The sequence below is a fragment of the Streptomyces sp. NPDC051243 genome (assembly GCF_044455405.1).
Taxonomy (GTDB): domain Bacteria; phylum Actinomycetota; class Actinomycetes; order Streptomycetales; family Streptomycetaceae; genus Streptomyces.
Genome location: NZ_JBITES010000017.1, coordinates 214,393 through 237,183, shown reverse-complemented (window position 1 = coordinate 237,183; position 22,791 = coordinate 214,393). Strand labels below are relative to the sequence as shown.

The 22,791-nt window shown below is 72.2% G+C and carries 20 protein-coding genes and 2 pseudogenes; 10 read left to right on the top strand and 12 right to left on the bottom strand.

Annotated elements, in window-relative coordinates:
- Positions 1–101 precede the first annotated feature (101 nt).
- From ACIBAG_RS36475 to ACIBAG_RS36460, 4 genes and pseudogenes are all read right to left on the bottom strand, one after another.
- Positions 102–878 carry an NPP1 family protein gene (locus tag ACIBAG_RS36475; RefSeq protein ID WP_399111229.1) on the bottom strand — a complete coding sequence of 259 codons (777 nt, stop codon included), beginning with the start codon at positions 876–878 and terminating at the stop codon, positions 102–104.
- A gap of 165 nt (positions 879–1,043) precedes the next feature.
- Entirely contained in the window at positions 1,044–2,024 is a 981-nt protein-coding gene (ligD, locus tag ACIBAG_RS36470) for a non-homologous end-joining DNA ligase (protein ID WP_399111227.1), read from the bottom strand.
- Positions 2,025–2,124: 100 nt separating this feature from the next.
- The gene (locus tag ACIBAG_RS36465) at positions 2,125–2,811 is read right to left on the bottom strand and encodes a response regulator (RefSeq protein ID WP_399111225.1); all 687 of its coding nucleotides are present in this window, start codon (positions 2,809–2,811) and stop codon (positions 2,125–2,127) included.
- 150 nt (positions 2,812–2,961) lie between these two features.
- Positions 2,962–4,109, bottom strand: a pseudogene (locus ACIBAG_RS36460) (histidine kinase).
- Between the two features lie 140 nt (positions 4,110–4,249).
- On the opposite strand from ACIBAG_RS36460, the gene ACIBAG_RS36455 reads away from it, so the two are divergent.
- The 4 genes from ACIBAG_RS36455 to ACIBAG_RS36440 all read left to right on the top strand — a co-directional run bounded on the left by ACIBAG_RS36455 (position 4,250) and on the right by ACIBAG_RS36440 (position 7,908).
- The gene (locus ACIBAG_RS36455; RefSeq protein ID WP_399111224.1) at positions 4,250–4,900 is read left to right on the top strand and encodes a TetR/AcrR family transcriptional regulator; all 651 of its coding nucleotides are present in this window, start codon (positions 4,250–4,252) and stop codon (positions 4,898–4,900) included.
- Positions 4,901–4,977: 77 nt separating this feature from the next.
- Positions 4,978–5,745 (top strand): response regulator transcription factor, encoded by a 768-nt coding sequence (locus ACIBAG_RS36450; RefSeq protein ID WP_399111222.1) that lies wholly within the window; start codon positions 4,978–4,980, stop codon positions 5,743–5,745.
- A gap of 164 nt (positions 5,746–5,909) precedes the next feature.
- On the top strand, positions 5,910–7,343 hold the full coding sequence (locus ACIBAG_RS36445) for an FAD-dependent oxidoreductase (RefSeq protein ID WP_399111221.1): 1,434 nt from the start codon (positions 5,910–5,912) through the stop codon (positions 7,341–7,343).
- A 34-nt stretch (positions 7,344–7,377) separates the two neighbouring features.
- Complete coding sequence (locus ACIBAG_RS36440) at positions 7,378–7,908, top strand: MarR family winged helix-turn-helix transcriptional regulator (protein WP_399111219.1); 531 nt, start codon at positions 7,378–7,380, stop codon at positions 7,906–7,908.
- Positions 7,909–7,917: 9 nt separating this feature from the next.
- On the opposite strand, the gene ACIBAG_RS36435 is transcribed toward ACIBAG_RS36440, so the two are convergent.
- On the bottom strand, positions 7,918–9,084 hold the full coding sequence (locus ACIBAG_RS36435; protein ID WP_399111271.1) for an MFS transporter: 1,167 nt from the start codon (positions 9,082–9,084) through the stop codon (positions 7,918–7,920).
- An 87-nt stretch (positions 9,085–9,171) separates the two neighbouring features.
- On the opposite strand from ACIBAG_RS36435, the gene ACIBAG_RS36430 reads away from it, so the two are divergent.
- From ACIBAG_RS36430 to ACIBAG_RS36415, 4 genes are all read left to right on the top strand, one after another.
- On the top strand, positions 9,172–9,930 hold the full coding sequence (locus ACIBAG_RS36430) for an AraC family transcriptional regulator (RefSeq protein WP_399111217.1): 759 nt from the start codon (positions 9,172–9,174) through the stop codon (positions 9,928–9,930).
- A 72-nt stretch (positions 9,931–10,002) separates the two neighbouring features.
- A complete protein-coding gene (locus tag ACIBAG_RS36425; RefSeq protein WP_399111215.1) occupies positions 10,003–10,383 on the top strand; it encodes a MauE/DoxX family redox-associated membrane protein in 381 nt (126 codons plus the stop codon).
- A complete protein-coding gene (locus tag ACIBAG_RS36420; protein ID WP_399111214.1) occupies positions 10,380–10,838 on the top strand; it encodes a peroxiredoxin in 459 nt (152 codons plus the stop codon). The genes ACIBAG_RS36425 and ACIBAG_RS36420 overlap by 4 nt, the downstream gene beginning before the upstream one ends.
- 105 nt (positions 10,839–10,943) lie before the next feature.
- Complete coding sequence (locus ACIBAG_RS36415; RefSeq protein ID WP_399111270.1) at positions 10,944–13,280, top strand: SpoIIE family protein phosphatase; 2,337 nt, start codon at positions 10,944–10,946, stop codon at positions 13,278–13,280.
- On the opposite strand, the gene ACIBAG_RS36410 is transcribed toward ACIBAG_RS36415, so the two are convergent.
- The 3 genes and pseudogenes from ACIBAG_RS36410 to ACIBAG_RS36400 all read right to left on the bottom strand — a co-directional run bounded on the left by ACIBAG_RS36410 (position 13,281) and on the right by ACIBAG_RS36400 (position 15,331).
- Positions 13,281–13,715, bottom strand: coding sequence for a cupin domain-containing protein (locus ACIBAG_RS36410; protein WP_399111212.1), 435 nt, complete (start codon positions 13,713–13,715; stop codon positions 13,281–13,283).
- A 123-nt stretch (positions 13,716–13,838) separates the two neighbouring features.
- Positions 13,839–14,450 (bottom strand): DNA polymerase ligase N-terminal domain-containing protein, encoded by a 612-nt coding sequence (locus ACIBAG_RS36405; RefSeq protein WP_399111210.1) that lies wholly within the window; start codon positions 14,448–14,450, stop codon positions 13,839–13,841.
- A gap of 63 nt (positions 14,451–14,513) precedes the next feature.
- Positions 14,514–15,331: pseudogene (locus ACIBAG_RS36400) on the bottom strand (aldo/keto reductase).
- Positions 15,332–15,425: 94 nt separating this feature from the next.
- On the opposite strand from ACIBAG_RS36400, the gene ACIBAG_RS36395 reads away from it, so the two are divergent.
- On the top strand, positions 15,426–16,490 hold the full coding sequence (locus tag ACIBAG_RS36395; RefSeq protein ID WP_399111269.1) for a LacI family DNA-binding transcriptional regulator: 1,065 nt from the start codon (positions 15,426–15,428) through the stop codon (positions 16,488–16,490).
- Here ACIBAG_RS36395 and ACIBAG_RS36390 read toward each other — a convergent pair.
- The 4 genes from ACIBAG_RS36390 to ACIBAG_RS36375 are packed head-to-tail and all read right to left on the bottom strand — an operon-like array spanning position 16,453 to position 21,078.
- On the bottom strand, positions 16,453–17,853 hold the full coding sequence (locus ACIBAG_RS36390) for a glycoside hydrolase family 32 protein (RefSeq protein WP_399111208.1): 1,401 nt from the start codon (positions 17,851–17,853) through the stop codon (positions 16,453–16,455). The two genes, ACIBAG_RS36395 and ACIBAG_RS36390, sit on opposite strands and share 38 nt — an antisense overlap.
- Positions 17,850–18,704 carry a carbohydrate ABC transporter permease gene (locus tag ACIBAG_RS36385; protein WP_399111206.1) on the bottom strand — a complete coding sequence of 285 codons (855 nt, stop codon included), beginning with the start codon at positions 18,702–18,704 and terminating at the stop codon, positions 17,850–17,852. The genes ACIBAG_RS36390 and ACIBAG_RS36385 overlap by 4 nt, the downstream gene beginning before the upstream one ends.
- A 14-nt stretch (positions 18,705–18,718) precedes the next feature.
- Positions 18,719–19,672, bottom strand: coding sequence for a carbohydrate ABC transporter permease (locus tag ACIBAG_RS36380; RefSeq protein WP_399111204.1), 954 nt, complete (start codon positions 19,670–19,672; stop codon positions 18,719–18,721).
- Positions 19,669–21,078 carry an extracellular solute-binding protein gene (locus ACIBAG_RS36375; RefSeq protein WP_399111203.1) on the bottom strand — a complete coding sequence of 470 codons (1,410 nt, stop codon included), beginning with the start codon at positions 21,076–21,078 and terminating at the stop codon, positions 19,669–19,671. Before ACIBAG_RS36375 ends, ACIBAG_RS36380 begins: the two co-directional genes overlap by 4 nt.
- A gap of 159 nt (positions 21,079–21,237) precedes the next feature.
- Between ACIBAG_RS36375 and ACIBAG_RS36370 the strand changes: the two genes are divergently transcribed.
- A complete protein-coding gene (locus ACIBAG_RS36370; protein WP_399111201.1) occupies positions 21,238–22,788 on the top strand; it encodes a glycoside hydrolase family 32 protein in 1,551 nt (516 codons plus the stop codon).
- The last annotated feature ends 3 nt before the right edge of the window (positions 22,789–22,791 follow it).

Here is a 22,791-nt window from a genome sequence, read left to right as displayed (position 1 = left end):
CGGCGCGGTCGCCCCCCCCCCCCCCCCCGCCCCCCCCGGGGGCCCCCCCGCCCCCGCCCCCCCCCCCCCCCCTCGGCCCCGCCCCCCATCGCCTCGCCGGATCAGGCGTACGGGTCGAACGCGATGCCGGACGGTTTCGCCGACGCCAGGTGGTTCGCGAAGCCGGCGTCCTTCAGGCCGAAGTTGGCGCTGCCGAAGTCGTAGGCGACCAGCTTGTCGCGCACGCCCGCCGGGTAGCCGTTCCAGCCGACCAGCGGCGGGTACTGCCAGGTGCCCTTGTGGTTCTCCGGCGGCTCGTCATTGGAGTTCGCGAGACGGAAGCAGTGCGTGCTGACACCGTCCTTGTGGTACACGATCTTCGGGTGGGTGCCGTCGAACCGCACCGAGGACGCCGGGCTGATGGTGAACGAGCCGTGGTTGGACGTCGATACGTACTGCACCGCGTTGTTCTGCACCCACACCACGACGTGCTCCCAGTCGTGCCGGTGCCCGCCGATGCTGCTGCCCGCGATCGCCTGGTCCTTCTCGAAGTACAGGCCGTACATGTAGGCGCACCAGCCGTTGTTGCACTTGTAGCGCGAGTAGCCGTTGGTGTTGTCGAGGTCCGAGGCGTCACGGCACTGGCCGTTGAGCGCACCGGTCGGGTTCAGGCCGCCGTTGACGGTGCCGTCCGGGCCGATGGCGGGCGTGGAGTAGCAGCCGTCCGTGTCGTAGTCGTAGGCGGGCTGGTACGTCTTCTCGGCCGTCTCGGCGTTGGCGGGCAGCGCCGCGGGCGGGGCCGCGAAGGCGGTGCTGGGGAAGGCGATGACGAGCGCGGCGGCACCGGCCAGACCGGTGATCCAGCGCTTTCGGTGCATGCGGGACGTCTGTGACGACACTGCGTCCTCCTCCTGATTCGGGCGCAGCCCAACGGCTATGGGGGGAAAGGCAGTTCAGGATCCTGGCTTTTCACTTCCGTGCCAAGAGCCACGGAAGTACCAGCGGTAACGATCAGCGCAACAACTGGCGCGAAGCTGTGTGTCAGGAACTCGCGAAGCCGTGTGTCAGGCGCTGTCGTCCGGGATCTCGGCCGCCGACTCCTCGGGCGTGAGGTCGGGCCTCAGCCGCAGCCAGGACGGCTGGCGCAGCAGCCCGGAACGGGTGCGCACGCTGTAGCGGACCTCCCCGACCAGCCGGGGCAGCACCCAGTGCGCGCCCGGCACCCGCGGGACGGGGTCGAAGGGGCAGGTGTCCGATTCCGACTCCCGCAGCAGCCGGGCCAGTTGGGCCCGCTCGGACTCGCTCCAGCCGGTGCCCACATTGCCGACGTAGCGCAGCCGTCCCGCCGCGCGCTGACCGACCAGCACCGAGCCGGGCAGGCCCGTGAGCCGTCCCTTGCCGGGCAGCCAGCCGCCGACGACGACGTCCTCCGTGCGCATGTTGCGGATCTTGATCCAGGCGCGGGAGCGCACCCCGGGCTCGTACACCGAGTCCAGCCGTTTGCACACCAGCCCTTCGAGGCCGTGCTCACGGGTCGCCCGCAGGGCTTGGGCGCCGTGGCCGACCACCGCGGCCGGCGTCGACCAGTACGGCCCGCCGATGCCCAGCTCCTCCAGCAGGCCGCGGCGCTGGGTGTAGGGCAGCGTGACGAGGGAGCGGTCCGCCAGGTGCATCACGTCGAACAGCACCAGATGGACGGGCGTGCGGGCCGCCATCCGCGCGGCCCGCGCGGGCGCGTGCGCCAGCCCCATGCGGGACTGCAGCAACTGGAAGTCGGCGCGCCCCTGTTCGTCCAGCGCGAGGATCTCGCCGTCGAGGACCGCGGAAGTGGAGCCCAGTGCGCCGCCCAGCGCCCGCAGTTCGGGATAGGCCGCCGTGATGTCCTCGCCGGAGCGGGCGCGCAGCAGCAGGCTGCCGTCCCCTGCCAGGTAGACGACCGCGCGCTGGCCGTCCTGTTTGGTCTCGTAGGCCCAGCGTGCGTCCTGCGCGGCGGGCGGCAGGGTGCCGGGGGTGGCGAGCATGGGAGGGATCAGCGGCAGGCTCACGGGTCAGTTGTCGACGGCCCCGCCCACCGCCACGCGCCCTCGCCGCCGTTTTCCCCTGAACGGCGGCCGAGACGCCGTTCGGGGGAAGGACCGAGCCACCTCAGTCGCCCGCGTTCGGCGGCACGGCCCGCACCAGCCCCGACTGGTAGGCCATCACGACGAGTTGGGCGCGGTCGCGGGCGCCCAGCTTCGTCATGGCGCGGTGGACGTGGGTGCGTACGGTCAGTGGGCTGACGAAGAGCTTCCCGGCGATCTCCTCGTTGGAGTGGCCCTCGGCGACCCAGGCCATGACCTCGCGTTCACGGGCGGTGAGGGCGGTGAGGTCCTCGGGCGCCGCCGACTGCGAGCTCTCGGCGGGCGAGGCCAGGAAGCGGGTGATCAGCGTGCGGGTCGCCAGGGGGGAGAGCAGGGACTCGCCGGCGGCCACGGTCCGGATGCCGTCGAGGAGCACGTCCGCGGTGACGTCCTTGCCGAGGAAGCCGCTCGCCCCGGCCCGCAGCGCCTGCGCCACGTACTCGTCGATCTCGAACGTGGTGAGGATCAGCACGCGCACTGCCGCGAGGTCGGGGTCGGCGCAGATGGCGGAGGTGGCGGCCAGCCCGTCGGTGCCCGGCATGCGGATGTCCATCAGGACCAGGTCGGGGCGGTGGGCCCGGGTCAGGTCGACGGCCTCGGCGCCGTCGGCGGCCTCGCCGACCACCTCCATGTCCGCGCAGGAGTCGATCAGGATCCGGAAGGTGGCCCGCAGCAGGGCCTGGTCGTCGGCGAGCAGTACACGGATGGTCATGAGCGGGGTTCTTCCGGTTCCGGAGCGGTCGGGTACAGCCTCCAGGGAACAGCCGGGCACGTCGTCGTCCGTCTGCCGACATTCGCCGGTACTCGGAACGCAGTAGGCGCCACGGGCGAGGTCATCCCCGAGGGGGAGCAGGGCCCGGCCTCACCACACGTACGGCAGCTCCACCTCGATGACCGGGGGCCCGCCGACCGGGCTGGACAGCCGCGCCGTAGCGTCGAGCGCCGCGACCCGCCGCCGCACCCCCAGCAGCCCCGACCCGCCCGAGCCGTCCGCCCCGCCCGGGCCCCGGTCGGCCACCTCGAGGCGGACACCGCGCCGCACGCGGGCGATCCGGACCGAGGCCGTCGGCGAGCCGCTGTGCTTGGCGACGTCGGTGAGCGCGTCGGCCACCACGAGGTAGGCGCCCGCCTCCACCGCGGCGGGCGCCCCTCGGCCCGTCGTCCTGAAGCCCCTCGACGTCCACGGTCACCCGCAGCCCGCACGTCGGGGTGCCGCGGCTGCCGCTCTCGGCTTCGCCCGAGCGGGGACTCCCACCCCGCCGCCAGGGCCCGCACGGCACCGACCGGACCGCGGTCGGTCAGGATCGTCGGGTGGATGCCGGGCACCACTTGCCGCAGCTCCGCCGGCGCCTGCTCGGCCTCGTCCTGTGCGTCGTCCAGCAGCTTGCGCGCGGCGTCCGGGTCGCGGCCGCAGGCGCGTTTGGCGAGGCCGAGCCGCATGGGCAGCGCCACCAGCCGGGCCTGTGCGCCGTCGTGCCGGTCGCGCCCGATACGGCGCGGTCCGGCACCGTGGGCGGCGATCGCGTCGGCGCGCGTCGCGCTCAGCGGCTTCACCCGCGCCGCCGGCAGCGCCTTCGGGGACGGCCTCAGCAACGCGGTCGGCCAGCCGGCCTCCAGGTCCGCGAGGCGCACGATCCACGGCAGGACGACGGCCCGCCGTCGCAGCAGCCCGCACCCCACGCCGTCGAGGACGAGCCCGAGAGGCCACAGCGGCAGGGCGAGGAAGAGCAGCGCGCCGTACCCGTAGGAGGCGGCCATCCGGCGCAGATCGGTGAGCGTGCCGGGATCGCGCACGGCCGTGCGCACCCGTTCGGTGAGCGACCCCTCGACGGCCCGATACGCCCCGGGGATCTCCCGCCCCGTCCACGCGGCGGTGAGCCGCCGCCTGGCCCCGGCGATCCGCCGCACGAGCAGCACCGTCTCGGGCAGCGGCCAGGCACCGATCACCGCGACCGTCCCGATGGCGGTGATCAGCAGCACCGTGATGAACAGATACAGCCCGAAGGCCATCGCGGCGGCCGCCGCCGGCCCGCTCCACCATCTTCACGCTTCTTTCAATCAGGTGACTTAGATTGTAGGCGTGCGCGTCCGTGACGGCTCGAGGGACTGGCCGGCGCGGTGATCCGTGAAGTCCCGGTGCGGTGGTGATCATGGCGGGCAGGACCCTGCGCGAGGAGCAGGTCAACGCGACCCGGGAGCAGCTCCTGACCGCGGCCGAGCGGCTCTTCGCCGAACACGGCGTGTACGCGGTGTCCAACCGCCAGGTCAGCGAGGCCGCGGGACAGGGCAACAACACGGCGGTCGGCTACCACTTCGGCACCAAGGCCGACCTGGTCCGCGCCATCGCCCGCAAGCACGCCACACGCATCGAGGAGATCCGCGCCCGCCTGGTCGCCGACCTGCCCGACCCCGACGACGTACGCGGCTGGGTGGACTGCCTGGTCCGCCCGGCGCTCGAACATCTCGCCGCACTCGGCAGCCCCACCTGGTACGCGCGCTTCTGCGCGCAGGTCGTCTCCGACCCGGCGCTGCACCGGATCATGGTCGAGGAGGCCCTCACCGCCCCGTCCCTGCAGAAGATCATCGAGGGCCTGAACCGTTGCCTGCCCGACCTCCCGGCCGAGGTCCGCGCCGAACGCGGCGAGATGGTCCGCCACCTCATCGTCCATGTGGCCGCCGAGCGCGAGCGCGCCCTCGCCGAGCACACCCCCACCCCGAGGTCCAGCTGGGACGACGCCGCCACGGGCCTCGCCGACGCGGTCGTCGGCATGTGGCTGGCGCCCGTCACCCCGGCCCGCTGACGTCCGGCGCAAGGGAGTACGACCGTGCAGACGACTCTCGGCCCGAGCCGCCGCGGCGGCGCCGGACGGGGCGGATCATGAGCCCTCGGCACAGCGCCGCGTCCGTGGACGGCGCCACCCCTGAGGAACCCACCCTCCGGCGCGCCGCCCTCGCCCGCGGCGCCGGCCAGCACGTCCTGATCGCCGCCGGCGAGCCCGACCTCGCCGAACTGCTCTCGACCACCCTCGAGTTGGCCGGCTACCGGATCAGTGTCAGCGGCACCGGCGCCGAGGCCCTGGCAAGGGTCGCCGGACACCACTTCGACCTGGTGGTCTTCGACACCGCTTTGCCGGACATGGCGAACTTCAGCCGGGAGCGCCGCCCGGCACTCCCGCACCGCCCACCCGTCCTGCTGCTCACCGAGTACGACCGACTCCACCGGCTCGTGCCCGAACTCGGCCTGGGGGAGCGGGACTACGTCACCAAACCGTTCCGGGTGGCCGAAGTCCTCGCCAGGATCCAGGTGCTGCTCCGCGGCGCCCGCCCCGGCCCGCCCCGGGGCAATCCACTGCGGTACGGCGACCTGCAGCTGGACGACACCGTGTGCCGGGCGACACGCGGGACGCGGGCGCTGGACCTCACGCCCGCGGAGTACCGGCTGCTGCGCCATCTCCTGGTCAACGCGCCCCGGGTGTTGTCCAAGGAGCAGATCGGACGCTACGTCCGGGGCGACCACCGTGGCGACAACGCGATCGAGCAGCTGGTCTCGCGCCTGCGCCGCAAGGTCGACCGGGACGGCCCCGCGCTGATCCACACGCGCCGGGGGTTCGGTTACTGGCTGGGGCGGGCGGACATGGGCTCCTGATGGACGGCGCGGGAACCCGACTCGCTTGAACCAGTGGCCGGTTAAGGGTGTGGCGTGTGATCTGGGCCACGTCAGTCTTCTGTCAGGAAACTGACCGGGAGGCGTCAGGCCCCTCTGTTTGCATGTGCTCATCGAGGCGGATCCCCCCACGACCGAGGAGAGCCATGGCCGACACCGCGACCGGCGCCGCGCCCGCAGCGCGGGACGCCGTCCCCGAGTTCCCGATGCCCCGCCAGTCCCGCTGCCCCTTCGACCCGCCGCCCGCGCTCAAGGACCTGCAGGCCCAGGGTCCGCTCGCCAAAGTGCGGCTGTGGGACGGCAGTGAGCCCTGGCTGGTGACCCGGTACGCCGAACAGCGGGCCGTCCTGGGCGACCCGCGCGTCAGCGCCGACACCGACCGGCCCGGCTACCCGACCAAGGCCAGCCCGGAGGCGGGCGAGGGCAAGCTCAGCTTCATCATGATGGACGACCCCGAACACGCCCGGCTGCGCCGGATGGTGACGGCGCCGTTCGCCGTGAAGAAGGTCGAGGCGCTGCGACCGGCCGTGCAGCGCATCGTGGACGGCCTGATCGACGACATGCTGGCCGGTCCCGGCCCGCTGGACCTGGTGGACGTGTTCGCGCTCCCGATCCCCTCGCTGGTCATCTGCGAGCTGCTGGGCGTGCCGTACGAGGAGCACGACTTCTTCCAGGAGCACACCAAGACCATGGTCCGCACGACCGCCACGCCCGAGGAGCGGGGCGCGGCGAGCCGTGAGGTCGCGGGCTACCTGGCCGGACTGCTGGGCAAGCGGCTCGCCGAGCCGGGGCTGCGGGACCGGTTGACGCCCGGCAGGCGGCTGGTCGTGGTCGGCGCCGGCTTCCTGGGCGCCGAGGCGGCCGCCGTCGCCCGGCGGCTCGGCTGCGAGGTCATGCTCCTCGAACCCGCCCCGGTGCCGCTGGCCCACGCCGTCGGCACCGAGGTCGGCGAGGTGCTGACCCGGGCCCACCTGGAGCAGGGCGTGAAGCTGCGCTGCGGGGTCACCGTGGCCGAGGTGACCGGGGAGGGGGTGCGCCTCGCGGACGGGGAACTCGTCGAGGCCGACGAGGTGCTGGTCGCGGTCGGCTCACGGCCCAACACCGAGTGGCTCGACGGCAGCGGGCTCACCGTCGGCGACGGTGTGGTGTGCGACGAGTACTGCCACGCCGCGCGGAACGTGTACGCCGCCGGTGACGTCGCCCGCTGGTACAACCCGCTGTTCGGGATGGCGATGCGGATCGAGCACCGCACCAACGCGGCCGAGCAGGGCATGGCGGCCGCGCGCAACCTGCTCGCCCCCGAGGCCGGCAAGCCGTTCGCGCCAGTGCCGTACTTCTGGTCCGACCAGTACGACATGAAGATCCAGGCGTACGGCTGTCTGCGCGGACACGACGAGGTCGCCGTGGTGGAGGGTGACCTGGACGAGCGGCGGTTCGTCGCCGCGTACCGCACCGGCGACCGGCTGACCGGTGCCCTCGCGGTCGGGATGCCGCCCAAGGCGATCCGGCAGTGGCGCCAGGCCATCGCCAACGGTACGAGCCGGCGGGAGTCGGTGCGGAGGGGTGCAGTCGCAAATTAATTGAGTTACGCAACGAGATGGTAAAGTGGCCGGCATGCCCACACCACCGCTCCCCGAACTCCCCGACACCCCCGCGTCCGCGGAAGTGGTCGAGATCGAGCGTGCGCTCACCAGGATCACCTACCTGAGCACCCGGGCCCGGCAGCACGACCGGCTGATGGCCCTGGCCGGCGTGCCGCTGGACCGGGCCGCCGTCGCGCTGCTGCGCCAGGTCGCCGACTCCGAGCCGCTGCGGCCCGGGGAGCTGGCCAACCGGCTCGGGGTGGAGGCCTCGCACGTCACGCGTACGGTGCAGCAGCTGCAGAAGTCCGGGTACGTCACCCGCGTCCCGGACCCGCAGGACCGCCGCGCCCAGCGCATCGAGCTCACCGAGGCCGGCCGGCAGGCCATCGCTCGGGTCCGCGATGCCGGCGCCCGCGGCATGCAGCTCGCCCTGGCCGACTGGACACCGCAGGAGCTGCGTCAGCTCGCCTCGCTGTTCCACCGCATGGTCGACGACTTCCTCGCCCACGCCATCGAGGAGGACGGCGAACCGCAGCCGTCGGCACCGGCCGCGAGAGGCTGAGCCGGGCGCTCACGCGGACGCCGGGCGCGGGCGCCGGTCCGACGAGTCGGGAGCCGGCGCCGCAGCTCCGGGCGAGGCCGGCTCCCGCAGCCCGCACAGCAACAGCCGCCCCAGCGCGGGCAGGGCGATGAGCGGGACGAGCGCCGTCCGCAGGTCGGTGGCGTCGGCCAGCGCACCGATCACCGGGGCGGCCGACCCGCCCACGCTCACGGCCAGCCCGAGCGTCACACCGCTCGCCGTCCCCACCCGCCGGGGCAGATAGTCCTGCCCGAGCGTGACGTGCAACGAGAACGGGACATACAGACCGGCCGACGTCAGCGCCACGAACAGAAACACCGCGGGTCCGGGAACGAGGACCACCCCGGCCACGGCGAGCACGGACAGCGCATACGCACGGCGTACGACCGTCAGCCGCCCGTACCGCTCGGCCAGCCGGCCCCCGGCCACGGTGCCCACAGCGCCCCCGGCGTAGAGCACGCACAGCGCGGCCGTACCGGCCACCTCTGCGCCGCCGGTCCGCTGACGGACGTACAACGAGACGAAGGCGCTCAGCCCGACGAACACGACCGACCGGCACACAATGGCGCCGGACAGCCGCAAAAACGACGGCCAGTCGTCGAAGCCGGCAGCCTCATCCTTGGGCCTGACCGTGTCCCTGCCCGCGGCGGACCGCACCGCCGCCGCGCACAGGGCCGCGCCCACGACCGCGGGCACGATCAGCAGGGGAGAAGCGCCCAGTCCGCCGGTCGCGACCACCGCCGCGACCAGCAGGGGCGCGAGGGCGAAACCGACGTTGCCTCCGAGGGAGAACCAGCCCATCGCCGTATGACTCCCGCGCGCGGCGACGCGGGCGGCACGGGCGGCCTCCGGGTGGTACGCGGCGACTCCGATCCCCGACAAGGCCACGACGGCCAACGTCAGGGCGTAGGAACCCGTGAGCCCGCTCAACGCGACACCCGCACCCCCCGTCAGCGCGCTCAGCGGCAGCAGCCACGGCATCGCCCACCGGTCGGTGAGCGCCCCGAACAGCGGCTGCACGACCGACGACAGCAACGACGCGGCGAGCACCACGCCCGAGGCGGCGGCGTAGGTGTAGGCGCGCTCGGCGACGAAGAAGGGGACAAGGGCCGCGACGGCGCCCTGGTAGACGTCGACACAGGCGTGGCCCAGGGACATCAGGGTGATGGCTCGATTGCGTTTCTCGGACACCCTGCGATGGTCACGGCCCCGGTGCCTGGCCCGCTTCCGATAATCTGCCGAAGTGTGTCGAACATCCGCCACACGCCGACCGCGCCGACCACAGCCAAGGTGCTCGCCGCCGGGGAACGCATCGACGCGCACCGGCACGACGACCACCAGATCGTCTACGCGGGCTCCGGCGTCGTCGCCGTCACCACCGACGCCGGCACCTGGTTCGCACCCGGCAACCGCGCCATCTGGGTCCCGGCGGGCACCGTGCACGCGCATCGCGCCCACGGCCGGCTCGACCTGCACCTGGTCGGCCTGCCCGCCGACGACAACCCCCTCGGCCTGGACGCCCCGACCGTCCTGGCCGTCGGTCCACTCCTGCGCGAACTGATCCTCGCCCACACCCGCGACCCCGACGACGACAGCCCCGAGCGCCGCCGCCTGCTCGCCGTCCTGCGCGACCAGCTGCGCGCCTCGCCCCAGCAGCCCCTGCGCCTGCCCACCCCCACGGATCCGCGCCTGGCCGCCGTCTGCGCGCTCGTCCACGCCGACCCCGCCGACTCCCGCACCCTCGCCGCCCTCGGCGCCGCGACCGGAGCGGGCGAGCGCACCCTGAGCCGCCTCTTCCGTCACGAACTCGGCATGACCTTCCCGCAGTGGCGCACCCAGTCCCGCCTCTACCACGCGCTGCGCCTGCTCGCCGAGGACATGCCCGTCACGACCGTCGCCCACCGCTGCGGCTGGTCCTCGGCCAGCGCCTTCATCGACGTGTTCCGCCGCTCCTTCGGGTACACGCCCGCAGCCCACAACCGCCGTGCCCGGCAGGGCGGGTGACCGCCGGGGCGGGTGACGGACCGCGATCTACCCTCCGGTAGCATCCGGCGGCAGGCCATCCAAGGAGGATCCGTGCCCCGGTCCCAACGCTCGCCCCTGCTGCTCGCCGGCCTCCTGGCCACCGCGGGCATCGCCCATTTCGCCGCCCCCCGCCGGTTCGACGACATCGTCCCGCGCGCCCTGCCGGGAACGCCCCGGACCTGGACGTACGCCAGTGGCGCCGCCGAACTCGCGCTGGCGGCCGGTCTGGCGCTGCCGCGCACCCGCAAGGCGACCGCGCTGGCCGCGGCGGCCTTCTTCGTCGGCGTGTTCCCCGCGAACGTGAAGATGGCCGCCGACTGGCGGCACCGCCCCGCGCCTCAGAAGGCCGTGGCCTTCGGCCGGCTGCCGCTGCAGATCCCGCTCGTGCTGTGGGCCAGGAGCGTCGCGAAGAACGCGGAGGGCCGGGCATGAGCGCACAGCTGAAGGTCGGCGACAAGGTCGAGGACTTCGCGCTGCCGGACGAGACGGGCACCGTCCGCAGCCTCACCGACCTGCTCGCCGAGGGACCGGTGGTGCTCTTCTTCTACCCGGCCGCCCTCACCCCTGGCTGCACCGCGGAGGCCTGTCACTTCCGTGATCTCGCCGCCGAGTTCGCCGCCGTCGGCGCGCGGCCCGTGGGCGTCAGCGGGGACGCCGTCGAACGCCAGCAGGAGTTCGCCGACCGCCACACCCTCGGCATGCCACTGCTGTCCGACGCCGACGGCACGGTCCGGGAGCGGTTCGGCGTGACCCGCGGCTTCTCCCTCGCGCCCACCAAGCGGGTCACCTTCGTCATAGGGCGGGACCGCACCGTCCTGGAGGTGGTCCGCAGCGAGCTGCGCATGAACACCCACGCCGACCGGGCACTCGCGGCGCTGCGCAAGTGAGCGGACGGGCACACGGGACGGCGGCACCCGCGAGCGTCATGGCGTCACGGTCGTAACCGGGCGTCGCGGTTGATGCGGTGCCGCGCAGGACTCATGCTGGACGACATGGAGCGCGTCTCCGCTGCGGCGATCATCGATGTCCAGGGTGTCGTCACGGGGTGGAGCGAGGGTGCCCGCCGGCTGACGGGCCTGCCGGCCGAGGAGGCCGTGGGCCGGCCAGTGCTGGACCTGCTCGCAGAGCAGCCGCCGCCCGACGCCGTGGCGGCGCTGACCGGCACCGCCGTGCTGCGTCACCGGGACGGCTCGACCGTCTCCGTGCACGTGAGGGCGTGCGCCGTGCTGGCCGAGGACGGCGGACCTGGCGGACACGTGATCACCGCCGCACCGCCCGACGAGCACGAGCCCACCCTCGCGGAGCGGGTCTTCCAGCAGGCGTCCATGTCCATGTCCGTCTTCGACCGGGACCAGCGCTATCTGCGGCTCAACAACGCGGCTTGCAAGGTCATGGGGGTGCCGGAGGATGTGCTCGTCGGCCGCCACTTCTTGGAGACCGTGGAGGACGCGGTCCACAGCCGGGGCTTTCTGCGGCATCTGCGCCAGGTCGCCGAGACGGGCCGGCCGGTGCGCTACGAGAGCTTCACGGGCGCCCCGGCCCTCAACCGGGAACACGCCTGGACCACCGACATGTGGCCGGTGCACGACGCCTCCGGCGAGCTGATCGGGACCGCGCTCGCCGCCTTCGACAGCACCGCCCAGTACTGGGCGCGGCAGCGGCTCGCCCTGCTGAACGAGGCCGCCGCCACCATCGGCACGACCCTGGACGTGGTGCGGACCGCTGAGGAAGTGGTCGGGGTCGTGGTGCCCCGGTTCGCCGACTTCGCCAGCGTGGACCTGTTCGACTGGGTGCTGGGCGCGGACGAGCCGCCGGCGCTGGCCGGCACCGACATCGCCCTGCGCCGCGTCGCCCACGGCTCCGGCACCGAGGGCACCCCGGAAGCGGCCGTGCACCTCGGTGAGGTGGACTACTATCCGCCGTTCTCGCCGCCTGCCCGGGCGATCCTGGAGAGCAGGGTGGTCCTGAGCCATGCGGGCGAGCCGGCGTTCACGCGGTGGGTCGCGGAACGCAACGCCCGGGCCCCGGCCGGCCGGGGCCACCGCTTGGGCGCCCACTCGATGATGGCGGTGCCGCTGCGAGCCCGCGGCACCACGCTCGGTGTCGCCGTGCTCGTGCGCATCAGGGAACCGGACGACTACGGCGACGACGACGCCGTGTTCGCCGAGGAACTCGCCAGCCGCGCCGCCGTCTGCGTCGACAACGCCCGCCGCTTCGCCCGGGAACGCTCCACCGCGCTGTCCCTGCAGCACAACCTGCTGCCCCGGGGACTGTCCGGACAGGCGGCCGTCGAGGTGGCCCACCGCTACCGGCCGTCCGGCTCGCAGGCCGGCATCGGCGGCGACTGGTTCGACGTGATCCCGCTGTCCGGCAGCCGGGTCGCCCTCGTCGTCGGCGATGTCGTCGGACACGGCATCCCGTCGTCGGCCACCATGGGCCGCCTCTGCACGGCCGTACGCACCCTCGCCGACGTGGACCTGCCGCCCGACGAGCTCCTCACCCACCTCGACGACCTGGTCACCCACCTCGCCGGGGACGACACCGACGAGGTCGCCGAACTCGGCGCCACCTGCCTGTACTCCGTCTACGACCCCGTCACCCGCCGCCTCACCCTGGCCGCCGCCGGCCATCCGCCGCCGGTCCTCGTCCTGCCCGACGGCAGCACACAGGTCGTCGAACTGAACGCGGGACCACCGCTGGGCGTCGGCGGGCTGCCCTTCGAGGCCATGGACGTGGAACTGCCGGAGGGCTCCCTGGTCGCCCTGTACACGGACGGCCTCATCGAGGACCGCGACCGTGACATCGACCACTCCACCGCCGAGCTGTGCCGCGCGCTCACCGCGCCCGCCGAGACCCTGGACGCCCTGTGCGACACCGTCCTCAAGGCCGTCCTGCCGGAGGACCCCAGCGACGACGTGGCCCTGCTGCTGGCCCGCACCCGGGCCCTGGGCGCCGACCGCATCGCCACCTGGGACGTCCTGCCGGACCCCGAGCACGTCGCGACCGCCCGGCAGGCGGCCACGGAACAGCTGACCGCGTGGGGGCTGGACGAGGCGGCCTTCGTCACCGAGCTCGTCGTCAGCGAACTCGTCACCAACGCCATCCGGTACGGCGCGCCGCCCATCCAGCTGCGCCTGATCCGCGACCGCACCCTCATCTGCGAGGTCTCCGACGGCAGTTCCACCTCCCCCCATCTGCGCCGGGCCCACGCCTTCGACGAGGGCGGCCGCGGACTGCTGCTCGTCGCCCAGCTCACCCAGCGCTGGGGCAGCCGGCAGACCGACAGCGGCAAGACGATCTGGGCCGAGCAGCCCCTGCCGCCGACCTGATCACTCGAACGGGCAGCCCGGGTTGGCCGCGTCCCGGGAGAACGGCGCGCCGTGCGGCAGCACGTAGAGCACCTCGAGCACGACCGGGGTGTCGCCCTCGTTGCGGCCTATGTGGACGTTGCCGGGCCCGGCCGGTTCCTGGATGAAACTGCCCTTCGGGTAGACACCGTCGGAGACACAGGCGGAGTTGTAGTGACTCAGGGTGCCCTGCTGGGTGAAGGCGTACAGCGGCCCGTCGTGGTAGTGCCAGCCGGTGGCCTGACCCGGCGGGATGGTGACCTCCCGGAGGATGTAGTCGGTGTCGCCGACGGTCTTCTGACTGATGACCCGGCCGGTTACTCCCGGCCCGGGCGGAGTCGCCTGGGCGGGCCCGGCGACGAGGACGGTGGCGGCGGCCAGGGCGCCGGTGACGGCGATGCGGAGCGCGGGTCGCATGACGAGGTGCCTCCTGCGGCGAGAGTGATGTCGCCGCGAACATAGAGGCAGCGGAAGGTAGTTGAGGGCGGAACGACAACATCCGCCGAAATCACCGGACCGCCGGACCCCGGCTGCCCCGGATCACTCCTCGTCGCCCTCGGCCGCGACCTGGGCGAGCGTACGACCGGTCCGCACCGAACGCGCCCGGCGCGGGTCGGGGGTGCCGTGCCCGCCGGCTCCGGCCTTGCCGGCCTTCACCAGCAGCCACGCCTCACGCTCACCGTCCAGTCCGTCGCGGAACCGGGTGAGCGCGTACTCCCCGTGCAGCTTCGACCCCCGCAACCGGAACGTGGCATGACCGCGCTCGAGCGACTCACCGAAGTCGACGGGCCGACCCCTGCGGTCATGGCTCAGCGGCTCGTACGTGCCGTTGTCCCAGACGATCACGGTGCCGCCCCCGTACTCACCCTTCGCGATCACACCCTCGAACTCCTCGTACTCCAGCGGATGATCCTCGGTGGGCATCGCCAGCCGCTTGTCGTGCGGATCGTCGGAGGGACCCTTCGGGACCGACCACGACTTCAGCACGTCGTCCACCTGGAGCCGGAAGTCGAAGTGCAGCGTGCCGGCGTCATGGATCTGCACCACGAACCGAGGCTCGTCACCGGAGACCTGCGCACGCCCCCGCGGCTCACGGGTCCGTGCGAAGTCCCGCTTGCCGTGGTAGTCCGCCAGCCGGTCCTTCGTACCCACGAGAGCCTCCTTCCCGAGCACCGGGCGGGCCGAGTACCCCGCCACGGCGCCCGCGACGCGCGGTCAGAACTCCTCGTGCACCTCCGGATCCCCGCCGACCCGCCGATGGGCGCGGTCCGCGATCGCCGTCATCTGGGCGGGGTCCAGTTCGAAGCCGAAGACGTCGAGGTTCTCGCGCTGCCGACCGGCGTTGGCCGACTTCGGGATGGGGACCGCGCCGAGCTGGACGTGCCAGCGCAGGACGGCCTGGCCGGGCGTCACCCCGTGGGCCTCGGCGACCGAGACGACCACGGGATCGTCCAGCAGGGCCGTGCCCCGGCCCAGCGGGCTCCAGCTCTCGGTGGCGATGCCCTTGCCGGCGTGGAAGGCGCGCAGTTCCTCCTGCGGGAAGAACGGGTGCAGCTCGAACTGGTTGACCGAGGGCAGGACGCCGGTCTCCTTCTCCAGCCGCTCGATGTGCTCGACCGTGAAGTTGGAGACGCCGATCGACCGGACCAGGCCGTCCTCCCGCAGCTTGATCATCGCCTTCCAGGAGTCGACGTACTTGTCGACGCGGGGGATCGGCCAGTGGATGAGGTAGAGGTCGACGTAGTCCAGGCCGAGCCGGGCGCGGGACTCCTCGAAGGAGGCGAGGGTCTCCTCGAGGCCGTGGTGCCGGCCCGGGAGCTTCGTCGTCACGACGATCTCCTCACGGGGCACACCGCTGCTCGCGATGCCGCGGCCGACGCCGGTCTCGTCGCCGTGTCCAGGAGCCGGTACCCCAGCTCCAGGGCTCCGCGCACCGCCTGCTCGGCCTGCGCGTCGTCCATCGGCCAGGTGCCGAGGCCGAGCGCGGGAAGGGTCGTACCGTCGTTGAGCGAGTGGGTCGGGAGGCTGATCACTGCCGGACCTTCCCTTGACTGTGTCGTCCCTCCAGCGTCACGGATAGGGTGAGGCTTGATCAAACGCAATGGTGGGGGCGAGGCAGCGGACGTCATGGGCGGCACCGAGGAGAAGCAGACCACGGGAGCGGGACGCCCCACGTCACGGGACGTCGCCCGGCTGGCCGGCGTGTCCCACACGGCCGTCTCCTTCGTCTTCAACGGCCGCGCCGAGGGCAACCTCTCGCCCGCCACGCAGGAGCGCATCCGGCGGGCCGCCGCCGAGCTCGGCTACCGTCCCGACCCCGTCGCCCGCGGCCTGCGCCGCCGCCGTACGGCCGTGATCGGCCTGGTCACCGACGAGATCGCCTCCTCGCCCTTCGCCGGCCGGCTGCTGCGCGGCGCGATGGAGACCGCCTGGGGCAGCGAGCACCTCGTCCTGACCATCGACTCCGGCGGCGACCCGGCCAAGGAGGACGCCGCCGTCGCCGAACTCCTCGACCGGCGAGTCGACGGCATCATCTACGCGGCCATGTCGCTACGCCGGGTCCGCGTCCCCGAGGGCCTGCACCGCACCCACTCCGTCCTCGCCAACTGCCTGCCCGAGGACGACTCCCTGCCCTCCGTCATCCCCGCCGAGCGCGCGGGCGGCCGTACCGCGGCCAGGCTGCTGCTGGACGAGGGCCACCGCAGGGTCGCCATGGTGGGCGGTCAGGACGACATCGCCTCCGTCGACCGACTGCGCGGCTTCCGGGACGCGCTGCGCGCGGAGGGGATCACCGTGCCCAAGGAGTGGGTCGTGCGCAGCGGCGGCGAGATCAGCGGAGGGTACGAGGGTGCGATGGGCATCCTCGACGGCATGCCCGCCGACCGGCGGCCCACCGGGATCTTCTGCTACAACGACCGGGTCGCGGCCGGCGTCCTGCACGCCGCGACCCGGCTCGGCATCGCCGTCCCGGGCGAGCTGTCGGTGGTCGGCTACGACGACCAGGAGCACATGGCCGAGTTCCTCACCCCGCCCCTCACCAGCGTCGCGCTGCCGCACCGGGCGATGGGCGAGGCCGCCGCACGGCTGGTCCTCGACTCCATCGACACGGGCCGCACGCCGCCCGCGACGGTACGGCGCCTGGCCTGCCCGGTGATCAGTCGTGCGTCGGTGGGACCAGCTCCCAGCCGGTGACGGCCGCCGCGGCACCCGTGACGACGAGCTCCGGCACATCGGCCGGCCGCCGGTAGACCCGCTCGGTGACTGTCGCCCGGTCGCCGACGAACAGCTCCAGCAGCGAGCCGTCGACGAGGATCCGCACCTCACCGGCCGGCGCCCGCACGACGATCGGCCCCGATCCGCCGGGACCCGTCCGGGCCCAGTCCCCGCGGTCGAGCGTCACCGAGCCCTCGTCGGGGTCCAGCAGTACCCTCAACTCCGCGCCGGATGCGGATCGCAGCAGGCTCACCGTGGTCCGGCCCGATGCGGTGACGGTCAGGTCGTACGCCTGCGGCAGCGGCGTCATGTGGCCCGGTGCGGTGACGAACGGCTCGGCCGCACGCAGCAGTCCGAGCTCCGGAGCCGGTACGACCCGCAGCGACCCGTCCGGATGCACGTCCACGACCCTCGGCGCGGTGAGGACACCGGCCCAGCCGGCGCGCTCGACCTCGCTCTGCTCGCGGGCCTCCCAGGACCAGCCCCACATCAACGCCCGGTCCGGCTCCTGGAGCACCGCGGGCGCGTAGAAGTCCCGTCCGTGGTCCAGCCGCCCGCCGACACGGGCCTCGAAGCGCAACCCGTCCTCGTCGCCCGGCCGCAGATGCCCCGTCAGATACCCGGTGGAGCAAGGATCTCCGTCCCACAGGGACAGCACGAGCACCCAGTCCCCACCCGCCGTCGCATACAGCTGCGGGCACTCCCAGCCCACCGCCCTGTCGCCGAAGGCATCCGCCGCGACCGGGTCGTTGCCGTCCAGGAGCACCCCGGCGAACCGCCAGTCGGCCAGGTCGTCGCAGTCGTACAGCAGCACCGACGGAGTCCCGTCGGCGTGCCCCGCCCCGACCAGCGCCCACCGTCGACCGCCGCTGCGGAAGACGAACGGGTCGCGGAACATCACCACGTCCAGGTCGGCGGGCGGGCCGCTCACCACCGGCGCGGGCAGCGGCCGCCAGTCGGTCAGCGTCTCGTCCTCGGGCACGAGCGCCCGCGCCAGGCAGATCGAGCCGAGACCGGTGTGCCGCCGGTCGACGCCCGTGTACACGGCTGTCGGCACGCCATCGTCGTCGACCACGCAGCCCGACCAGCAGCCCGCCTCGTCCGGGCCGCCGGGCGTCGGGGCGAGCGCGATCGGATGGTGCTCCCAGTGGACGAGGTCATGGCTGGAGACATGGCCCCAGTGGACGTTCGCGTGCACCGGGGCGTCGGGGTTGTGCTGGTAGAAGAGGTGGTGGCGGCCCCGCCAATGGAAGGGACCGTTCGGGTCGTTGATCCAGTTGGCGGGGGGACGGACCCGGAAGCGCGGGGCGCTGGGGTCCGTGGACTGAGCGGCGAGGCTCAACGGTTGACTCCTGCGGACGTGATGCCCTCACGCAGAGGGCGCTGACCGACGACGAACACGACGACGGCGGGGATCATGGAGAGGACGACACCGGCGAGCACCACCGAGATGGAGCCGGTGCCCAGGTTGCCCTGGAGGGAGACCAGGCCGAGGGGGAGTGTGTAGTTCTGGCCCGAGGTCTCCAGGATCAGTGGCCGGAAGAACTCGTTCCAGTGGTAGTTGAAGGCCAGTACGCCGACGATGGCGAGTCCGGGCGCGGCCAGCGGGGCGTACACGGACCGGAAGATCCGCCAGGGTCCGCAGCCGTCGAGCATCGCCGCCTCGCCCAGGTCCTTGGGCATGCCCAGGAAGTACTGGCGCATCAGGAAGGTGCCGAAGGCGGTCGGGAACGCCGGGATGATCAGGCCGAGCAGGGTGTCGGTCAGGCCCATCGACTTCAGCACCAGGAACACCGGCACGATGGTGACCTGCAGGGGCACCATCATGGTCGCCAGCACCAGCCCGAACAGCGGTTTCTTGAAGCGGAACTCGAGGCGCGCGAAGGCGTACCCCGCGAGCCCGGCCGTGATCATCTGGCCCACCGCGATCAACGCGGTCACCAGCGTCGAGTTCAGGGCGAGCAGCCATACGTCGATCTGGTCGAAGACCCCGCGATACGCCTCCGCCGTGGGGTTCGTCGGGATGATCTTCGGGGGCAGGTCGAAGGACTCGGCCGGGGTGCGCAGGGACGTGGAGATCGTCCAGATGACCGGGCCGAGGGTCAGCAGCGCGCACACGGCCAGTGCGGCGATCCGCGCCCACGGCGTGAGCGAGTGCCGGGTACGGCTGAGGTTCAGGGTCGCTTGGCTCATGGGACTCACCCGGCTCACTGGTAGTGGACGAAACGCCGGCTGAGCCGGAACTGGAGGGCGGTGACCGCCATGATCAGCACGAAGAGCAGCACGCCGACCGCGGAGGCCTCGCCGAAGCGGAGCTGCTCGAAGGCGCTCTCGTAGATGACCATCACGACGGTGCGGGTGGCGTCGCCGGGCCCGCCGTTGGTGAGCACGTATGGCTGCTCGAAGACCTGGAGCGCGTTGATGATGCCGACCACCGACGCGACGAGCAGCGTGGGAGACAGCAGCGGCAGGGTGATGCTCAGATGCTTGCGCAGGCCGGTCGCGCCGTCGAGGGAGGCGGCCTCGTGGATCTCCTTCGGGATGTTGTTGAGCCCTCCGACGAACAACAGGAACGAGAAGCCGAACTGCTGCCAGACGTAGACGAGGATCACCGTCGCCATCGCCGCGTTCTCGGACGTCAGCCAGGGCACCGGAGCGATCCCGACCAGGCCGAGCAGCCAGTTCACCATTCCGAAGTCCTGGTTGAACAGGTACTTCATCACGACCGAGATCGACGCGGCGGACAGCACCAGCGGGAAGAAGAACGCCGAGCGGAACACCGACCGCAGCCACACCGGCATCCGCCCGTTCACCGCGAGCGCCAGGACGAGGGCGATCAGCAGTTGCAGCGCGACCGCGAACACCATGAACACCAGCGTGTTGCCGAAGGAGACCAGCACGGTCGAGTCGCCGAACACCTCGCGGTAGTTGGCGGCCCCGGCGAAGCTCGGGTCGTCGATGACGTTCCAGTGGAAGAGGCTCAGCACGACCGAGCCGACGATCGGGACGACCGTGAAGACGACGATGCCGACGATCGTCGGCGCCAGGAAGAGCGTGGCCAGCAGCCGGCTTCCGCGGTCCCGGGCGGACGGCCGGGGCGGGGCGGCCGGAGCCGGCGTCGGCTGCTTCGGCCGTACGGCCGGTATCTGGGTGTTCGTCATACGTCACGCTCCATGGCCTTCTCCAGATCGCTCTGCATCCGCCGCAGCGCGGGGGCCACCGCACGCCGGGAGGACAGGGCGGTGCCGGTGTGCTTCAGCAGCACCTGCTCGACCTCGGCGACCTGCGGCGGGGCGGGGATCGGCCCGGTGTCGGGGAACTTGTCGAGGGTGTCGTAGAAGACCTGCCAGTGCGCCGGACCGCTCTCCCGGTAGCGCTCGGCGGTCAGCATCGAACGACGGGCCGGGGTGGTCTGGTTGGTCGCGAACAGCCGCGTCAGGGTGTCCTTGCGAGCGGCGTACTTGATGAACTCCCAGGCCTCCTCCTGCTTCTTGGAGGTGCGCAGCAGCGCGTAGCCGGCCGCGCCGTACTGCATGCGCTGGGAGCGCCAGCGCGGGAAGTACTGCACGTCGAAGCCGTCGCTCTTCATGCCCGCCAGGTGCAGGCCGCCCGCCCAGAACCCGCCCGCGGGCGTGACGCCGACCCGGCCGGTGGAGAACACGCCGATGAGGTTCTGGCCGTTGCCGCCCTCGGGGCGGGTGCACAGGCCCTCCTGGATGAGGGAGGCGAGATAGTCGTACGCCTCCTCCACCCGGGCGTCGGTGGCCTGCGGGGTCGTCCAGCGGAAACCGCCGCCGCGCCCCTGCCGCCGGTCGGCCGGGTAGAAGGAGTCCCACAGCCAGGCGCCGCCCGGCGCCTTGGACTCGGCGAGCAGGTTGGTGTCGTTGGCGAACAGCCAGGGCACCACACCGCCCCAGAGCCGGTTGGTCCAGAAGTACGGGGTGAACTGGGAGCCGCTCGACTGCTTCATGTCCCGCAGCAGGGCCGTGAAGTCGTCGTGGGTCCAGTCGGCCGCCGGGAAGCCCGCGCCCGCGCGCTTCAGCACCTGGGTGTTGAGGTACATGTCGGCCGCGTTGAACTCGACCGGCAGCTGGTAGAGGCTCCCCTCGTACATCATCGACTCCACCAGCGACGGGTGGACGTCGGCGAAGTACTCGCGCAGCTCCTCGGCGTCCCGCTTCACCCAGTCGTCCAACGGGACCCCGAGGCGCTGCGCGAACAGCTGGACGCCTTCGGTGGCGACGTACACGAGATCGGGCGCCGTGCCCGCCGCGATCTGGGTGAGGATCTTCGCGAAGAAGTCCGACCAGTCGACGGCCTGCACCGCGTTGATGCGCAGCTTGATGTCGGGGTGGACCTTCTTGAAGCCCTCGGTGAGCGTGCGGATGGCCTCCGGCCCGTAGGCGGGGCCGAGGGTGGCGACGACGAGGGAGCCGTCGTCACGGCCGGGGATGTCGGCTCCGGTGAGCCGGTCCCAGCTCGCGGCGGTACCGGCGAGCGCGGCGGCTCCCGCGCCGTAGGCGCCGTACCGCAGCAGGGTGCGGCGAGTGAGGTTCGAGTCGGTCATGCAGGGGCCTAACTCGTGTTAGTCGAGAGGTGATGCCCCAGATGATGTGAAGCGTGTTACGTCCCTGTCAATAGTCGTGAACCACTTGACCTTTAACGAGTTAGGTCGCAAAGTCCTGGTCCACATGAGCCGCCGTCCCGACGAAGGGAACGATGTGTGATGCGCATGCTGTCCAGGAGAGCCCTGCTCGCCGGTTCGGCCGCGGGGGCCTCGGCCGCGTTACTGCACCCCGCGACGCCCGCCTCCGCGAAGCCTCAAGCCGCCGCCGGCTGCGCGAGTTACCGCGCCGAGTACCACTTCACGGTCCCCGACCAGTGGAAGAACGATCCGCAGCGCCCGGTGTGGATCGACGGCGAGTACCGCTACCACTACCTGTACAACCCGGACTACCTCACCGGCGGCACCACCACGGGCACCGCCTGGCGCCTGGCCACCAGTACCGACCTGGTGACCTTCACCGACAGCGGGATCGCCGTACCGAAGGACACGACTCCCAACGGCGACGTGTGGTCGGGCTCCGCCGTGATCGACACGGACGACACGGCGGGCTTCGGCGCGGGCGCGGTGATCGTCCTGGTCACCATGGCGCCGGACGAGGTCACACAGGCCCAGTACCTGTACTACTCGACCGACGGCGGCCGCACGTTCAGGAACCACGGCACCGCCCCGGTCCTGCCCAACCCCGGCGTGCGGGACTTCCGCGACCCCAAGGTCATCCGGGACGAGGAGCGCGGGCGGTGGGTCATGACGCTCGCCGAGAACGACAAGGTGGGCTTCTACCACTCCACCGATCTGAAGTCGTGGCGGTACGTCAGCGGCTTCGTCAAGGGCGGCATCGGTGTCCTGGAATGCCCGGACCTGTTCCGGATCACCGCCGGCGACGGCACCGTGAAGTGGGTGCTCGGCGTGAGCGCGAACGGCAAGGGCGCGGGGCTGCCGAACACGTACGCCTACTGGACGGGCGCCTTCGACGGCACCGCCTTCACCGCCGACGCCGCCGACCCGCAGTGGCTCGACCACGGCTGGGACTGGTACGCGGCCGTCACCTTCGACAAGCACCGCGACGACGGCTCGGTGGACCCGTCCGTCCGCTACGCGATGGGCTGGCTGAACAACTGGGACTACGCGAACACCACGCCCACCATCGACTGCGACGGCTTCAACGGCACCGACTCGATCGTCCGCGAGATCACCCTGAAACGGGCCGCATCCGGGACGTACTACCTCGCCTCACAACCCGTCGCCGCACTGCACGACCACGTCTCCCGCACCGTGAACCTGGGCGACCTGCAGGTCACCGGCACCCGGGTGCTCGACTACCGGGGCACGGCCTACGAGGTGACCTGCGAGATCACCTGGGACCAGCTCAAGGGCGCCGGGCTCCAGTTGCGCCGGTCGCCCGACGGCGGCCGCCATGTCGACGCCGGGATCTACGGCGACTACGCCTTCCTCAACCGCCGCCCCACCGTCAACCCCGACGCCTCCGGCAGATGGCAGGAGAGCCACAGTCCCTTCGACCCGGCCGCCCGCACCGTCAGGCTGCGCATCCTCGTCGACCGTACGTCGGTCGAGATGTTCGTGGACGACGGCCGGTACGTGCACTCGTCCGAGGTCTTCCCGTATCTGATCGACACCGGGCTCGCCCTGTTCACCATCGACGGCACGGCGGTGTTCCGGAACACGGTGATACGGGAGTTCGCCGTGGAGTGAGCA

What these genes read in the sequence shown, in the direction of transcription:
- ACIBAG_RS36465 (WP_399111225.1), bottom strand. Translation starts at nt 2,811, where the DNA reads ATGACCATCCGTGTACTGCTCGCCGACGACCAGGCCCTGCTGCGGGCC.
- ACIBAG_RS36455 (WP_399111224.1), top strand. Translation starts at nt 4,250, where the DNA reads ATGGCGGGCAGGACCCTGCGCGAGGAGCAGGTCAACGCGACCCGGGAG.
- ACIBAG_RS36450 (WP_399111222.1), top strand. Translation starts at nt 4,978, where the DNA reads ATGAGCCCTCGGCACAGCGCCGCGTCCGTGGACGGCGCCACCCCTGAG.
- ACIBAG_RS36445 (WP_399111221.1), top strand. Translation starts at nt 5,910, where the DNA reads ATGGCCGACACCGCGACCGGCGCCGCGCCCGCAGCGCGGGACGCCGTC.
- ACIBAG_RS36440 (WP_399111219.1), top strand. Translation starts at nt 7,378, where the DNA reads ATGCCCACACCACCGCTCCCCGAACTCCCCGACACCCCCGCGTCCGCG.
- ACIBAG_RS36435 (WP_399111271.1), bottom strand. Translation starts at nt 9,084, where the DNA reads ATGTCCCTGGGCCACGCCTGTGTCGACGTCTACCAGGGCGCCGTCGCG.
- ACIBAG_RS36420 (WP_399111214.1), top strand. Translation starts at nt 10,380, where the DNA reads ATGAGCGCACAGCTGAAGGTCGGCGACAAGGTCGAGGACTTCGCGCTG.
- ACIBAG_RS36415 (WP_399111270.1), top strand. Translation starts at nt 10,944, where the DNA reads ATGGAGCGCGTCTCCGCTGCGGCGATCATCGATGTCCAGGGTGTCGTC.
- ACIBAG_RS36410 (WP_399111212.1), bottom strand. Translation starts at nt 13,715, where the DNA reads ATGCGACCCGCGCTCCGCATCGCCGTCACCGGCGCCCTGGCCGCCGCC.
- ACIBAG_RS36395 (WP_399111269.1), top strand. Translation starts at nt 15,426, where the DNA reads ATGGGCGGCACCGAGGAGAAGCAGACCACGGGAGCGGGACGCCCCACG.
- ACIBAG_RS36385 (WP_399111206.1), bottom strand. Translation starts at nt 18,704, where the DNA reads ATGAGCCAAGCGACCCTGAACCTCAGCCGTACCCGGCACTCGCTCACG.
- ACIBAG_RS36380 (WP_399111204.1), bottom strand. Translation starts at nt 19,672, where the DNA reads ATGACGAACACCCAGATACCGGCCGTACGGCCGAAGCAGCCGACGCCG.
- ACIBAG_RS36375 (WP_399111203.1), bottom strand. Translation starts at nt 21,078, where the DNA reads ATGACCGACTCGAACCTCACTCGCCGCACCCTGCTGCGGTACGGCGCC.
- ACIBAG_RS36370 (WP_399111201.1), top strand. Translation starts at nt 21,238, where the DNA reads ATGCGCATGCTGTCCAGGAGAGCCCTGCTCGCCGGTTCGGCCGCGGGG.